General features: G+C 71.7%; 12 protein-coding genes and 1 pseudogene. 7 read left to right on the top strand and 6 right to left on the bottom strand.

The window, feature by feature from the left end; translation table 11 throughout:
• Window positions 1–35: 35 nt before the first annotated feature.
• Entirely contained in the window at window positions 36–590 is a 555-nt protein-coding gene (fxsA, locus tag ACZ7L5_RS22620) for an FxsA family membrane protein (protein WP_363039341.1), read from the top strand.
• 158 nt (window positions 591–748) lie between these two features.
• Here the strand turns inward: fxsA and ACZ7L5_RS22615 are convergent, their stop codons facing one another.
• The 4 genes from ACZ7L5_RS22615 to yczE form a co-directional block, all read right to left on the bottom strand.
• Window positions 749–1,123 carry an RNA polymerase-binding protein RbpA gene (locus ACZ7L5_RS22615; RefSeq protein ID WP_003977404.1) on the bottom strand — a complete coding sequence of 125 codons (375 nt, stop codon included), beginning with the start codon at window positions 1,121–1,123 and terminating at the stop codon, window positions 749–751.
• A 278-nt stretch (window positions 1,124–1,401) separates the two neighbouring features.
• On the bottom strand, window positions 1,402–2,787 hold the full coding sequence (locus ACZ7L5_RS22610) for an MFS transporter (protein WP_471518507.1): 1,386 nt from the start codon (window positions 2,785–2,787) through the stop codon (window positions 1,402–1,404).
• Window positions 2,788–2,853: 66 nt separating this feature from the next.
• The gene (locus tag ACZ7L5_RS22605; protein WP_363039337.1) at window positions 2,854–3,624 is read right to left on the bottom strand and encodes a glycerophosphodiester phosphodiesterase family protein; all 771 of its coding nucleotides are present in this window, start codon (window positions 3,622–3,624) and stop codon (window positions 2,854–2,856) included.
• Window positions 3,621–4,286, bottom strand: a complete 666-nt coding sequence (gene yczE, locus ACZ7L5_RS22600; RefSeq protein ID WP_471518506.1) for a membrane protein YczE — start codon at window positions 4,284–4,286, stop codon at window positions 3,621–3,623. The genes ACZ7L5_RS22605 and yczE overlap by 4 nt, the downstream gene beginning before the upstream one ends.
• Window positions 4,287–4,385: 99 nt before the next feature.
• Here yczE and ACZ7L5_RS22595 point away from each other — a divergent pair, with 99 nt between their 5' ends.
• Window positions 4,386–5,885, top strand: a complete 1,500-nt coding sequence (locus ACZ7L5_RS22595; RefSeq protein WP_471518505.1) for an SCO1417 family PLP biosynthesis transcription factor — start codon at window positions 4,386–4,388, stop codon at window positions 5,883–5,885.
• 354 nt (window positions 5,886–6,239) lie between these two features.
• Here ACZ7L5_RS22595 and ACZ7L5_RS22590 read toward each other — a convergent pair whose 3' ends face one another.
• Together ACZ7L5_RS22590 and ACZ7L5_RS22585 are read right to left on the bottom strand one after the other, a co-directional pair.
• On the bottom strand, window positions 6,240–7,880 hold the full coding sequence (locus tag ACZ7L5_RS22590; RefSeq protein WP_471518504.1) for an ATP-binding cassette domain-containing protein: 1,641 nt from the start codon (window positions 7,878–7,880) through the stop codon (window positions 6,240–6,242).
• Between the two features lie 40 nt (window positions 7,881–7,920).
• Window positions 7,921–8,115 carry a hypothetical protein gene (locus tag ACZ7L5_RS22585; protein WP_004002760.1) on the bottom strand — a complete coding sequence of 65 codons (195 nt, stop codon included), beginning with the start codon at window positions 8,113–8,115 and terminating at the stop codon, window positions 7,921–7,923.
• A 348-nt stretch (window positions 8,116–8,463) separates the two neighbouring features.
• Here ACZ7L5_RS22585 and ACZ7L5_RS22580 point away from each other — a divergent pair, with 348 nt between their 5' ends.
• From ACZ7L5_RS22580 to ACZ7L5_RS22560, 5 genes and pseudogenes are all read left to right on the top strand, one after another.
• A complete protein-coding gene (locus tag ACZ7L5_RS22580) occupies window positions 8,464–8,856 on the top strand; it encodes an ankyrin repeat domain-containing protein (protein ID WP_328429059.1) in 393 nt (130 codons plus the stop codon).
• A gap of 301 nt (window positions 8,857–9,157) precedes the next feature.
• Window positions 9,158–10,576, top strand: coding sequence for a HEAT repeat domain-containing protein (locus ACZ7L5_RS22575; RefSeq protein ID WP_328882964.1), 1,419 nt, complete (start codon window positions 9,158–9,160; stop codon window positions 10,574–10,576).
• Between the two features lie 199 nt (window positions 10,577–10,775).
• A complete protein-coding gene (locus tag ACZ7L5_RS22570) occupies window positions 10,776–11,906 on the top strand; it encodes a glycosyltransferase family 4 protein (RefSeq protein ID WP_471518503.1) in 1,131 nt (376 codons plus the stop codon).
• Complete coding sequence (locus ACZ7L5_RS22565) at window positions 11,903–13,114, top strand: glycosyltransferase (RefSeq protein WP_363039327.1); 1,212 nt, start codon at window positions 11,903–11,905, stop codon at window positions 13,112–13,114. The genes ACZ7L5_RS22570 and ACZ7L5_RS22565 overlap by 4 nt, the downstream gene beginning before the upstream one ends.
• Window positions 13,111–13,935 (top strand): annotated as a pseudogene (locus ACZ7L5_RS22560) (SGNH/GDSL hydrolase family protein); the annotation flags it as partial. The gene ACZ7L5_RS22565 and the pseudogene ACZ7L5_RS22560, both read left to right, overlap by 4 nt.
• Window positions 13,936–14,157: the final 222 nt, after the last annotated feature.

The following is a 14,157-nucleotide window of genomic DNA, read 5'->3' as shown; positions in this document are numbered from 1 at the left end:
TCCCGCTCTGAGCCGCGTCCAGGCACACTGGACGCATGACGACTGGCGCTCCGCCCCCCACCTATCCCACCCGGCCCCGGCGCTCCCGGCTGCGCACCTTCCTGCCGCTGGGCGTCGCCGCCTGGCTGGTGCTGGAGATCTGGCTGCTGACCGTGGTCGCGGACGTGGCGGGCGGGCTCACGGTGTTCCTGCTGCTGCTCGCGGGGCTCGTGCTCGGGTCGGTGGTCATCAAGCGGGCGGGGCGACGCGCTTTCCAGGCACTGAACGAGGCGCTGCAGCGCGGCGGCACCCCGGAGCGCGGCGGTGGCAACGGCCTGATGATGCTCGGCGGCCTGCTGATCATGCTGCCGGGCCTGATCTCGGACGCGCTGGGCCTGATCCTGCTGATTCCGCCGGTCCAGAAGGCGCTGAGCAGCTATGCGGAGCGGACCTTCGACCGAAAACTGCGTGAGGCGGGGCAGGGTTCGTTCGGCGATGCCTTCCAGCAGGCCCGTATGCACCGGCCCGACGGCAAGGTCGTGCAGGGTGAGGTCATCAGGGACGAGCCCGGGGATGCCCCGCAGGGCCCCAGGCCGCCGCTGAACAGCTGAGGTGGTCCGGGGCGGAGCCCCGCCCCCGGCCTCCTCCATCTGCCCCTCGTCGAGAGCAAACCGAGAGCGTCGAGAGCAACGCACGAAACCGCAGGTGCCGTACGTCTGAGTGACGTACGGCACCTGCGGTTATCGGCGCTTGTTGTTTGCGGCGTCCGCTACGCGGACTTGCGGCTGTCCCGGGGATGAACCGCGATGTTCATCGCCCCGGAACGCAGAACGGCGAGCCGTTCCTCGAGGACCTCTTCGAGTTCCTCGCGGGTCCGCCGCTCCATCAACATGTCCCAATGCGTACGCGCGGGCTTGGCCTTCTTCTCCTCAGGGCCGTCGCCGTCCACGAGGAGTGCCTGGGCCCCGCAGACCTTGCACTCCCACTCCGGCGGGATCTCCGCCTCGACCGAGAAGGGCATCTCGAACCGGTGCCCCTTCTCGCATGCGTACTCCACGGCCTGGCGCGGGGCCAGGTCGATGCCGCGGTCCGTCTCGTAGCTGGTCACCACGAGGCGCGTGCCGCGAAGAGCTCGCTCACTCATGAATCGTGCCTCCCGGGCTTGTCGCCCACAGGACAGGTGTCGCTGTCGTCGTCATCCGGTCAACGTCCGGTCGGCGGTAAAGATTCCCGTCCCGTGTCCCGTTCTGGGTGATGCGTCGCCGTCGTAGCCGCAGCCTTGCTGACCAATGTCGTACCCACCGGCGCCCGGTTTGTCACATCTGCTAGCAGATGTAACCCAGCGTTTCGGCATCTTTGACGCGCAGTAACGGTACGCCTGGCAGGCCAAACGCGTACACTACCGCCCTTTGACTCGGAACGCTAAATCGTGGTCGGCACCGGATTGCCCGCGTCGCTGATCGCCCGGCGTACCGGGACCCTCGCGAGCAGGGCGAATCCGATGACGAAGAAGGCCACCAGGGAAATGATCGCGTCCCGATAGCTTCCGGTCAGCTGGTAGGTGATCCCGAACAGCAATGGCCCGAGCCAGCTCATGCCCCGGTCGCTCATCTCGTACGCCGAGAAATATTCGGCCTCCTTGCCCGGCGGGATGAGATGCGAGAAAAGGGAGCGGGACAGGGCCTGACTGCCGCCCAGGACCAGTCCGATGCCGGCCGCCAGCACGAAGAACCACATCGGCGCCCCGGCCGGCAGGAAATACCCCGCCGCCAGCGTCACCGTCCAGGCCACCAGAGAGCCGAGGATCGTCCGCTTCGCCCCGTAGATCCGCGCCAGCCGCCCCATCGCCAGCGCCCCGACCACCGCCAGCACCTGGACCAGCAGCACGGCGCCGATGAGAGTCGACTGTTCGAGGCCCAGTTCCTCGGAGCCGTAGATCGACGCCTGGGAGATCACCGTCTGGATGCCGTCGTTGTAGACGAGGTAGGCCAGCAGGAAGGCGAGCGTCAGGGGGTGGCGGCGCATGTCGCGGATGGTCGCCGCCAGCTGCCGGAAGCCCTGGATGGTGGGCTTCCCGGCCGCCTCCGCGTTCTTGGCGCTCGACTTCGCCGGATCCGCTGCGGACCTGCGGTCGCGCAGGCGGCGCAGCGGGATGATCGCGAACGTGCCCCACCACAGGCCGGCCGAGGCGAGACAGATCCGGACGGCCATGCTCTCGGAGACGCCGAAGGAGTCGTGTGCCAGATACAGGACCAGGTTCATGACCAGCATCAGCGAGCCCGACGCGTAGCCGAAGGCCCAGCCCCGGGAGGAGACCGCGTCGCGTTCCTCGGGCGGGGCGATCTGGGGGAGGTAGGAGTTGTAGAGCATCATCGCGACCGACTGCGCCGCGTTCGCGACTATCAGGAGCAGCCCGCCGAGCACATAGCGGTCGCCGTCCAGGAAGAACATGGCCGTGGTCGCAGTGGCCCCCAGATAGGCGGCGGCCGCGAGAAGGGGCTTCTTGCGGCCGGTGCGGTCCGCTGCCGCGCCGACCAGGGGCATCACCAGGACGGCCACGATCACCGACAGGGACACCGAGTAGGCGAAGAAGGAGCCCGCGCGCACCGGGATGCCCAAGGGGTGGACGAACCCGTCCGCGTCCGCCGCCTCCTCGGCGACCGACGTCAGGTAAGGGCCCAGGAAGACCGTGAGCACGCTCGTGGAGTAGACCGAGCACGCCCAGTCGTAGAAGTACCAGCCGCGCTGCTCGCGCCGGCGCCCGGCGGCATCGTCGGCCGCCTCCGTCCGCACGGTGTCGGTGCCCACCCGCGCCCTCGCTCTTCCCTTGATCCCGCGCGCGGGTGGAGTCCGGACGGGGGCAGACCCAGACGGTCAGACCCAGACGTCCCGGTCCTCCATGACCTTGCGCAATGTGTCGATGTGATCGGTCATGATGCCATCGACTCCCAGGTCCAGGAGCCGGTGCATCGCATCGGGATCATTGATGGTCCACACGTGCACCTGCAGCCCGCGCGCGTGGGCGGCCCGTACGAAGCGGTGGTCCACCACCTGGATCCCGGACTGCGTCTCGGGCACCTGGGCGGCGACCGCCGAGCGGCGCAGCGCTGCGGGCACGCCCCAGGAGCGCAGCCGCAGATTGAGCACGCCCCGGGTGCCGTACGACGTCGCCAGGCGCGGTCCGGCCAGTCGCTGGGCGCGGATGACGCGGGCCTCGGAGAAGGAGCCGACGCAGATGCGGTCCCAGGCGCCCGTGCGTTCGATCAGGTCGAGAAAGGGGTGGAGCGACGGCTCCGCCTTGAGGTCGACGTTCCAGCGCACGTCGGGGAAGGTCTCCAAAAGCTCTTCGAAGAGCGGCACCGGCTCCTTGCCCGCCACGCGCGCCTGCCGTACGTCGCCCCAGGGCAAATCGGCGATCCGGCCGGCCCCGTCCGTCACCCGGTCCAGGGTCGCGTCGTGGAAGGCGACGAGCTTGCCGTCGCGCGTGGTGTGGACGTCGGTCTCGATGTACCGGTAGCCCGTGTCGACCGCGCGCCGGAACTGCAGCACGGTGTTCTCCAGGCCGTCCGCGGCCCCGCCCCGATGGGCGAAGGGGATCGGGCCGGGGTGGTCGAGATAAGGGTGGCGTATGCGCGTGGTGCTCACGGACGCAGTATCGCGCGCCGGGGTTGCCCGGTGGCAACGACCGCGCTGCCGTCCGATGCCGACGGGACGGCGAACACGCGCAGGAAGAGCTGGGCGAGCGGGCCTATGGACACCGCGTAGAGAAGGGTACCGACGCCGACGGTGCCGCCCAGGGCGAAGCCGGTGACGACGACCACGATCTCGACGGCCGTGCGCATCAGGCGGATCGAGCGGCCGGTGCGCAGGTGCAGGCCGGTCATCAGGCCGTCCCGGGGACCCGGCCCGAAGCGGGCGGCGATGTAGAGGCCGGTGGCGACGCCGTTGAGCAGGATGCCGGCCAGGAGGAGGGGGATCTGGACGGCCAGGGTGTGCGCCTCGGGGGTCAGGGCGAGCGTGCCGTCCATGGCGATGCCGACCACGAAGACGTTGGAGACGGTGCCGAGGCCCGGGCGCTGGCGCAGCGGGATCCACAGCAGCAGCACCGCCGCGCCCACGATGATCGAGACGACGCCGATCGTCAGGCCGGTGCGCTCGGCGAGGCCCTGGTGCAGCACGTTCCAGGGCTCCAGGCCCAGACCCGCCTCGACGAGGAGTGCCGAGCTCGCGCCGTAGAGCGCGAGCCCGATGTAGAGCTGTGTCAGCCGCCGTACGAGATGCCGCTTTGTGGTTCCTTGTGCGGACAAGATGCGCCCCCTGTGGTGGTAGTGGCCTGCTGCGTGACACCCTGTGGCTTGGGAGGCATCGCCCTCCATGGCCAATTTGGGGAAGGTGGACTGGAAATCATGGTGCAGTGGACTTCTGCCGTTGGTGCCGCGCAACTGGCCCGGCTTCTCACGTCCCAGCAGGACCGCCCCGCCGGCCCCGGCAGCAAGCGCCCGCCCGCCTACCGTGCGCTGGCCGACGGTATCCGGCTGCTCGTCCTGGAGGGCCGCGTCCCGGTCGCCGCGCGGCTGCCCGCCGAGCGTGAGCTGGCCCTCGCACTGTCCGTGAGCCGTACGACGGTGGCCGCAGCCTATGAGGCGCTGCGCGCCGAGGGGTTCCTGGAGTCCCGGCGCGGGGCCGGCAGCTGGACCGCCGTACCGGCAGGGAACCCGCTGCCCGCGCGCGGCCTTGAGCCGCTGCCGCCCGAGGCGCTGGGCTCCATGATCGACCTGGGCTGCGCGGCGCTGCCCGCGCCCGAGCCGTGGCTGACCCGTGCCGTGCAGGGCGCCCTGGAGGAGCTCCCGCCGTACGCCCACACCCATGGCGACTATCCGGCCGGGCTGCCCGCGCTGCGCTCAACGATCGCCGACCGGTACACCGCGCGCGGGATTCCGACCATGCCCGAGCAGATCATGGTGACGACCGGGGCGATGGGCGCCATCGACGCGATCTGCCATCTTTTCGCGGGTCGCGGTGAGCGGATCGCGGTCGAGTCGCCGTCGTACGCCAACATCCTCCAGTTGATGCGGGAGGTGGGCGCCCGGCTGGTGCCGGTCGCCATGGCCGAGGGGCTGGCCGGCTGGGACATGGACCGCTGGCGGCAGGTCCTGCGGGACGCCGCGCCCCGGATCGCCTACGTCGTCGCCGACTTCCACAACCCGACCGGGGCGCTGGCCGACGACGACCAGCGCAGGCGGCTGGTGGACGCGGCGCGGTCGGCGGGGACGGTGCTCGTCGCCGACGAGACGATGAGCGAGCTGTGGCTCGATCCGGACATCGAGATGCCGCGACCTGTGTGCGCTTTCGACCCCGCGGGGTCGACCGTCGTCACCGTCGGGTCGGCCAGCAAGGCCTTCTGGGCGGGCATGCGGATCGGTTGGGTGCGGGCGGCTCCGGATGTGATCCGCAGCCTGGTGGCCGCGCGCGCGTACGCCGACCTGGGGACGCCGGTCCTGGAGCAGCTGGCCGTGAACTGGTTGTTCGGCACCGGAGGTTGGGAGCAGGCGGTGGACCTGCGGCGCATCCAGGCCCGGGAGAACCGGGACGCTCTCGTCACAGCCGTGCGGCGGGAGCTGCCCGAGTGGGAGTTCGAGGTGCCGCGGGGCGGCCTCACCCTGTGGGTGCGGACGGGGGGCCTGTCGGGATCGCGGCTCGCGGAAGTGGGCGAGCGGGTGGGTGTCCGGGTGCCGTCCGGGCCTCGCTTCGGGGTGGACGGGGCCTTCGAGGGGTATGTGCGGCTGCCGTTCACCGTGGGGGGCGCGGTGGCCGAGGAAGCCGCGGTGCGGTTGGGGGCGGCGGCGCGGTTGGTGGAGAGCGGGGCTTCTGGGGGCGGCGATGCGGTGAGGCCGTTCGTGGCGTGAGTGGCGTGAGTGGCGTGAGTGGCGTGGGGGGTGGGAGCGGCGTGGGGGGTGGGACGCTCGCCCGCGCTTGCGGGGTGCCTTCTGCGCCCACCCGTGCCGCCCCGGCGGCTCGACTGCCCGCAGACGGGGCAGGCGCTGCGCGGGCTACGGCGGGCGGCTGACCGGCGGCAGCGCAGTCCGCGCCGGCCGCGAGGCTTCGATGGGTGGCTGCCCGGTGGCGCCTCTGTGCCCGTTCGCTGCGGAGGCTGTGGTGAGGGGTGCCCAGGCGGCGCCTCTGCCCGCGCTCGCTGCTGAGGCTCTGGCGGGCGGCCGCTCGGCTGCACCTGTGTCCGCGCCGGCCGCGTCCGTCCACTCCTACGAGGTCTCGGCCACCACGGCCTCCGCCGGCACCGGCTCCGGCTCCGGCTGCTGTTCCGGCTTCTCCAGCTTCGGGAGTGCCTCCGCCTCGACCGGCGTCGTCCGCTCCGGCAGCAGGTCCAGAACCGCCTGCCGGTGGGCGTCGCTCGTTGCGTCGTCGTACGGGTCCGGGGTCGCCGGGACCTGGATGCGGTGGACCGCGCCCGTGCCGAGGCGGGCGTAGCCGCGGCCGGGCGGGACGTCGGCGACCGGGGTGGTGTGCGGGGGAGCGCCCAGGACCGTCCGCAGTTGCTCAGCCGTCGCGGGGCCGAGCACGACACGCGCGCGTGTGTGCTGTCGTACGGCTTCGGACAGGGCGTCCATGGCGTCCCACTGCTCGGCCACGACCACCGTGACGCCCACCGCGCGGCCGTGTCTGAGCGGGACCTGGAGCAGGGACTGCGGGTCCTTGCGGTGGTCCGCCGCGGCGAGGTGGGTGAACGCTGTCGGGCGGTCAAGGAGGATCCACAGCGGGCGCTTGGTGTCGTCCGGGGGCGGGTTGCCCGCCTGACGGGCGCGGTTCACGGCGATGAGGCGCCGCTCCGTCTCCGTCGCCGCCCACTCCACGCTCGCCAGGGCCCCCGACAGACCGCACTCGACCGCCAGGACGCCGTCGCGCCCGATCAGACAGGCGTACTCGCCGGTGCTGCCGCCCTCGACGATGACGACGTCACCGTGCTGCAGGGCCTGCAGGGCGATCGAGCGCAGCAACGTCGAGGTGCCGCTGCCGGGCTGGCCCATGACCAGCAGATGGGGCTCGGTGGAGCGGATACCGGTGCGCCAGACGACCGGCGGTACGTCGCGCTGCTCCGCGCCGTGGGTGAGCGGGAGCGTGCGCTGGACGTGGGTGGGGTCGGTGAAGCCGAGGACGGTCTCGCCGGGGGTCGTGACGAAGCGCTGGGCGGCGATGTCGGTGGGCAGCGCGGCGAGCACGGTGACCGCCAGCTCGTTGCCCTCCTCGTCCCAGGCGAAGTGGTACTCCCGGCCGCGGCCGGACTTCGCGGTCAGCAGGTGCTCGATCCGCGCGCGGGACTCCGCCTCGCCGTCGGTGAAGTAGGCCGGGTAACGGATCAGCAGGCTGCTGACGCGGCCCGTGCCGTCGAAGTCGAACTCCGGGAAGGCCTTCTCCCACTCGCCGCCGTGGGTGTACAGCGGAGCCGGGTCCTCGGCGGCCGAGAAGTACGGGACCAGGGCCTCGTAGAGCGCCCTCAGCCGCTCCCTCTGGGACTCGTCGGGTCCCTCGGGCGTCGAGGGCTTGCGGTCCCGGCCCTGCCAGGCTGCCGCCGCCATCAGGCTGATGACGGCGAGCAGCGGTCCGTACGGAACCAGCGCCACGACCAGGATCACCGAGGCCACCAGGAAGAGCAGCGGTCCGCGTTTGTCCTTGGGGGTGTCGGCCCACTTGCGCCGCCCGGCCGAGGCCAGCCGGCGCAGACCACGGGTGATCGTGATCAGTGGGTGGAGGACGTCAGAGGCGCTGTCGCCCGCCGTCCGGGCCAGCTCCCGGCTACGGGCGAACTGCGCCCGGGCCAGCTCCCGGCTTCGGGTGATCTGCGCGCTGCCTGTGCTCAGGATGCGGGGGAGGGGGCGGCGGGCCACTGCTGTCTCCTACAGGTGCGTACGGGCGGGTGGGGCGGCGTCAGAACTGGATGCCGCCCAGCAGGCTCGCCAGGCTCTCGCCGCCGGCCTTGATGCTCGGGGCGATGGCCGTGCTTGCCAGATAGAAGCCGAACAGGGCCGAGATCAGGGCGTGCGACGCCTTCAGCCCGTCCTTGCGGAAGAAGATGAAGACGACGATGCCCAGCAGAACGACGCCTGAGATGGAGAGGATCATGTGAGTGCTCCTGGTTTGGTGGGGACAGTCACCATGAGTACTTCCAGGCTCACAGGATGTATCCATACTATAAAAGGTGCAACTGGGTGAAATTCGTCAGATTTCCCCCTGTTGGCGGAGTGTCCTGAGGCGGATGAGCTTGGGTGTTGCGTCCGGCCGTGTCTGCGATGATCTTTGCCGCGAGCGCATCAGGCCATGTGCCGCGCGAGCCAGTACCCTGGCGAATCACTCGTACGGCCGAGCACCGCTCGCGGTCGCACCTGTGCTCCCCGCAGTTCCCAGCAGTTCCCAGCAGTTCCCAGCAGTTCCCCGCAGTCCCCGTGTACGTAGTGAGAGGCGGTCCGGCCGATGACTGATGCCCCCGACCCGGAGGTCGTGGAGCTGGCGACCAAGATCTTCGATCTGGCCCGGCAGGGGCAGACCGAGGCGCTCGTGGCGTACGTCGACGCGGGCGTTCCGGCCAACCTCACCAATGACCGCGGCGACTCCCTCGTGATGCTCGCCGCCTATCACGGGCACGCCGAGGCGGTGCGCGCCCTGCTCGCCCGGGGTGCCGAGGCCGACCACGTCAACGACCGGGGTCAGACGCCGCTCGCCGGTGCCGTCTTCAAGGGTGAGACGGAAGTCATCAAGGCCTTGCTCGAGGGCGGCGCCGACCCCGCCTCCGGAACGCCGTCGGCCGTCGACACGGCCCGGATGTTCGCCAAGACAGAACTGCTCGAACTGTTCGGCGCACACTGATCCGAATGTTCTGACCAGCGAAAACGCGGAAAACGGGGGAGGCGGTACAGGGCCGCCGAAATTTCGGTCGCGGCAGATGGAAGTGCCGAGTCATCATGACGTCGTGATTCACGGACGCGATGGCTGGGCAGGTGTTGCCGCACCGCGCGGGCCGTGATGCGGTCCGCATGGGCCACCGACGAGAGGCAGAGGAAGATGGTCTACAGCAAGCAGGAAACGGCGGGCGCCCCGACGTGTTGTCACGCGGCCAGGTGAAGCAAGAACCCCGGTTGCGTCGACGCTTGATGTGAGGCTGTTTCCCATGTTCGAACCGGTCATAGCGCCCAGCGGTACGCTGCTCGGCCTGCTTCAGCGGGGCCGTGGCGACGGCACACTGCACGCGCTCACCGCCCCGCGCGCCGAAGCGCTCGCGGCCCTGAACCACTGTGTGCTGCGGGACCCCCGCCACGACTGGCAGGTGGAGAACCGCTCCCTGTACTACGCCCGTCTCTACCTCGACCTGAACGGCGAGCTTGACGAGATCGAGGCGCACCTCTTCGACGTCGAGGACGCCCTCGACACCGAGGAATCACGCACGGGGCTGGCCCTCGCCGTCCTCGGCCACCTCGCCTCCTACGGCAGGCTGGACGCGCTCGCCCTGCTGCGCAGGTACGCCGCCTCGGGCTCCAACTGGGCCTGGGCCCTGGACGAACTCGCGCTCAGGGACGACGACGCGGGGCTGCGTGCCCTCGCCGCGCCCGTGCTGGCGCGGTTCCCGGCCGATCCCGAGGGCGAGGCCGAGCTGGCCGCCGTCGTACGCGATGCTTTTGAGCCACGCCCGTGGCGGCTGTGGGCCGAGGATCAGCGCGAATCGATCGCCACACGTGTGCGTGCCGCTCACGAGGCCGGCTGCTTCGACCGCTGGCAGCGGCAGATGCGACCTACCGGGCCCCGTCCGGGGTGGAGCGTGCAGGCGGTCTTCGAATGGGCCCAGCAGGGCATGGAGCGCGGAGCCGCGCTCCATGTGCCGGCCGCGCGGTGCCTCATGGCCGTCGCGGGCCCCGAGGACCGGCCCGAAATCGTCGCTGCCGCCGAGGACGGCACCGACGGAGCCCGCTGCACCGCACTGCGCTACCTGGCCGACACCAACGATCCCGGCGCCCTCGACCTGATCGAGGCGGCCGTGATCACCGGCTCTTCGGCGGTCGTGGATGCGGCCCTCGACGCCTTCGAACGGATGCGCAGCGTCGCCGCCATCGACCGCGCGCGCGGCTGGGCCCGAAGGCCCGATCCGCTCGGTGCCGCCGCCGGACGCATGCTCGCCTGCCGGGGCGGGGCCGAGGACAAGGACCTGGTCCTGGCGGCGCTGCGCGAGGCCGTACGGGGCGAAGGTCCCGACGCCCCGACCCTGTGGACCCTGGTCGACGGCACCGGACGGCTCGGCATCGCCTGCGCGGCCCCCGTGCTGCGCCATATCTACCGCGAGACGGCGTCCTCCCATCTACGGGGCCGCACCGCTCGCGCCCTCGCCGCCACCGACCCCTCCTACGCCTCGGGATTCGCCGTCGAGTGCCTCTGGGACTGCGAGGAGACCACCCGCGAGATCGCCGCCCGGCACGCCGAGACCGGTGACACGCGCGTCGTCGAACGACTGCGCCGGCTCGCCGCCGATCCGGCCGAGGAGGCCGAGGTCCAGACGGCCGTACGCAGCCGGATCGGACCCGACGCAACCACCGGCTGATCATCGGCCGGGACATGTGACCGCACGGTGAACGTCCGCGGAGATCCGCCCGCAAGGTGAACTCGGGGTGGCCGACGGGTCAGGTGTGCATGGCCGGAACCTGACCCGCTCGGTCGCGGAGCGGAACGCTCATGGGACGTTTCTTGTTTGGAAAGATCCACGTTGACGCGGCCACGTCCAGCACGGCGACAACACGGGTATGCGTGTCGTCATCGTGACCGAATCCTTTCCCCCCGATGTGAACGGCGTGGCCCACTGCGCGCTCCAGACCGCCCGACACCTCGTCGACCGCGGTCACGCTCCCCTCGTCGTCACACCCGCTCCCGCTCCCGGGAACAAGGCGGCCGCCGCCCTGGCGCCCTGCCCCGTCGTCCATGTCCCCTCCCTTCCGCTCCCCGGCTATCCCCAGGTCAGGGTCGCCCTCCCCAGCCGGCGCCTGGCCGCCGCGCTGATCCAGCACCAGCCCGACATCGTGCACCTGGCCAGTCCCTTCGTCCTCGGCGTCCGCGGCATGGCCGCCGCCGCCCGGCTCGGCATCCCCGCCGTCGCCGTCTACCAGACCGACCTGGCCGGATACGCCCGCACCTACATGGGCGCGGGCGAGGCAGCGGCCTGGCGGCGCATAAGGTCCGTCCACTCCGCCGCCGACCTCACCCTCGTCCCGTCCAGCGCGTCCATGCACGACCTCGAGGCCCACGGGGTGCCCCGGCTCAAGCTGTGGGCACGCGGCGTTGACACCGCGCGCTTCCGCCCCGAGCTGCGCGACGAGAAGCTGCGCCGGGAACTCGCCCCGAACGGCGAGGTCATCGTCGGCTACGTCGGGCGGCTCGCCCCGGAGAAGCACATCGAGCTGCTCTCCGGCGTGTGCGGCCTGGCGGGCGTGAAGGTCGTGATCGTCGGCGACGGGCCGAGCCAGCCCGCGCTCGCCGAGGCGCTGCCCGGCGCGGTTTTTCTGGGCCGCCGCGGCGGGGACGACCTCGCCCGGATCTTCGCCTCGTTCGACATCTTCGCCCACACGGGGCCGTTCGAGACCTTCTGCCAGACCGTGCAGGAGGCCATGGCGAGCGGGGTGCCGGTCGTGGCGCCGGCTGCCGGCGGTCCGCTGGACCTGGTCGACCACGGCCGCACCGGGCTCCTGGTGCCGCCGCGCGACGCCGACGCCGTACGGGACGCGGTGGCCTCCCTGGTCGCCGACCCGGCGCTGCGGGCCGCGTACGGGGCCGCCGGACACGCGACGGTCGACGGCCGCACCTGGGCGGCCATCGGCGACCAGCTCATCGCCCACTACGAGGCCGTGCTCAAGGCGCGGAGGCCGGCGGTGGCGGTATGAACTCCTCGGTGAACTCCTCAGGCAACCCGTCCGTGAACCCGTCGACGAATACCGGGCTGCGGATCGTCCGGCTGGCGAACTTCGTCGCCCCCGCCTCCGGAGGGCTGCGGACCGCGCTGCGTGAACTGGGCAAGGGCTTCAAGCTGGCGGGCCACGACCCCGTCCTCATCGTGCCGGGCGAGAAGTACAGCGACTGCGAGACCGAGCAGGGCCGAGTGATCACCCTGCCCGGCCCGATGCTGCCCGGTACCGGCGGCTACCGCGTGCTCGTCGACAAGCGGCGGGTCGCGGCCCTCCTGGAGGAGCTCGCCCCCGACCGCCTGGAGGTCTCCGACCGGACGACGCTGCGGTGGACCGGCAAGTGGGCCCGCCGCGCCCGGGTCCGCGCGGCGATGGTCTCCCACGAGACCGCCGACGGCGTGCTGCGCACCTGGGGCCTGTCGGAGAACCTGTCCCGGCGGGCCGCCGACGCCCTCAACCTCCGTACCGCCCACACCTACTCGAAGGTCGTGTGCACCACCGAGTTCGCCGAGCGGGAGTTCGTGCGGATCGGCGCCCGCAACGTCGTGCGGGCTCCGCTGGGCGTCGACCTGATGAACCGGCGGCCCACCCTGCGGGACGCGGCGCTGCGCGAGACCCACGCGCGTGCGGACGAGAAGCTGCTCGTGATGTGCTCCCGGCTCTCCGTGGAGAAGCGGCCCGGCACCGCCCTGGACGCCCTGGAGTCGCTGCGTCGGCGCGGCGTGCGAGCGGTGCTCGTGGTGGCCGGCAACGGGCCCCTGCGTGCCGGCCTGGAGAAGCGGGCGCAGGAGCGCGACCTGCCGGTGACCTTCCTCGGGCATGTCGCCGACCGCAGCCTGCTCGGCGCGCTGCAGGCCTCCGCCGACATCTGCCTGGCCCCCGGGCCCGCCGAGACGTTCGGGCTCGCCGCCCTGGAGGCCATGGCCTGCGGCACGCCTGTCGTGGCGAGCGCGTCCTCCGCGCTGCCGGAGGTGATCGGCTCCGCCGGAGCCACCGCGGCGGACAACGGCGACGCCTTCGCGGACGCCGTGGAGATGCTGCTCGACCGTCCCGAGCGCGAGCGCCGCGAGGCGGCACGCGCGCGTGCGGAGTGCTTCGGCTGGGGCACGGCGGTGGACGCCTTCCTCGCCGCGCACGAAGCGGCGGTGCCGGTACGTCCCTTCGCCCGTGCGGAGGGCGCGGCATGAGACCGCTCCGCTACGTCGCCCTCGGGGACTCGCTGACCGAGGGGGTGGGCGATCCCGTCGGGAACGGGTGGCGCGGCTGGGCCGCGCTGCTCGCCGGCGGACTGTCCGAGCCGGCTGCCGAGTTCACCAACCTCGCCGTCAGCGGGGCACAGACGCGGGACGTGCTGGAGAAGCAGCTCCCGACGGCGCTGTCCCTGCGGCCCGACGTGGCGTCCGTCCTCGTGGGCGTCAACGACACGCTGCGCAGCACCTTCGACATCGAGAAGATCGCCGAGCGCCTCGACAAGGTCTACGCGTCCTTCACCCGTCAGGGCACGGCCGTGCTCACGGCATGCCTGCCCGACCCGGGCACGATGCTGGGCCTGCCGGGAATCCTGGGCAGCCCGCTGGCCCGTCGGCAGCGGGCCGTCAACACGGTGGTCCACACGTTGTCCGAGCGGTACGGGGCTCTGCACCTGCACGCGGTCGACGACGCCTGGATCATGGAGCGCGCGATGTGGAGCTCCGACCGGCTGCACCCCGGGGAGCGCGGGCACCGGCAGATCGCCCTGCGCTTCCACGCGATGCTCGCGCACCGGGGCCTCGCGACTCAGACGGCGCCCTCACCCGATCCCGAGTTCCCGCCGCCCACCAAGTCGGCGAGCCTGCTGTGGCTCGCCACCGCGGGTACGGCCTGGATGATCCGGCGCTGCAACGACCTGCTGCCCCAACTGGTCCGCCTCGCCGCCGTCGAGATGCGGCACCGCGCGAAGGGCACCAGCGACCGGCTCGACCTGCGCGCGGCACAGTCGGTGTCCAGGGCGCTGGCCGTGCTGTCGATGCCGGACCCGATGGCGCCGGCCGGGCACTGGTCGGTGTCCGAGTCGGTGGCGTTGGCCGGGCGCGGGCAGCTGTCCGATCCGGTGGCGGTGCCCGAGCATCCGATGGCACCGGAACACCGGTCGGTGCCCGATCACCGGTCGGCGGCCGAGCACCGGTTGGTCCCCGATCGTGGGTCCGTGCCCGAACACCTGTCACGGCCGGAGGGGCTGCCGGTGCCGATG

The sequence above is a fragment of the Streptomyces sp. NPDC107528 genome, assembly GCF_055639295.1.
The sequence above is the reverse complement of the archived record's forward strand: the minus strand, read 5'-3'. Positions and strand labels throughout refer to the sequence as shown.

Bases quoted from the DNA above. Each gene is read 5' to 3' on its own strand.
- fxsA (WP_363039341.1), top strand. From the start codon at position 36: ATGACGACTGGCGCTCCGCCCCCCACCTATCCCACCCGGCCCCGGCGC.
- ACZ7L5_RS22615 (WP_003977404.1), bottom strand. From the start codon at position 1,123: ATGAGTGAGCGAGCTCTTCGCGGCACGCGCCTCGTGGTGACCAGCTAC.
- ACZ7L5_RS22595 (WP_471518505.1), top strand. From the start codon at position 4,386: ATGGTGCAGTGGACTTCTGCCGTTGGTGCCGCGCAACTGGCCCGGCTT.
- ACZ7L5_RS22585 (WP_004002760.1), bottom strand. From the start codon at position 8,115: ATGATCCTCTCCATCTCAGGCGTCGTTCTGCTGGGCATCGTCGTCTTC.
- ACZ7L5_RS22580 (WP_328429059.1), top strand. From the start codon at position 8,464: ATGACTGATGCCCCCGACCCGGAGGTCGTGGAGCTGGCGACCAAGATC.
- ACZ7L5_RS22575 (WP_328882964.1), top strand. From the start codon at position 9,158: ATGTTCGAACCGGTCATAGCGCCCAGCGGTACGCTGCTCGGCCTGCTT.
- ACZ7L5_RS22570 (WP_471518503.1), top strand. From the start codon at position 10,776: ATGCGTGTCGTCATCGTGACCGAATCCTTTCCCCCCGATGTGAACGGC.
- ACZ7L5_RS22565 (WP_363039327.1), top strand. From the start codon at position 11,903: ATGAACTCCTCGGTGAACTCCTCAGGCAACCCGTCCGTGAACCCGTCG.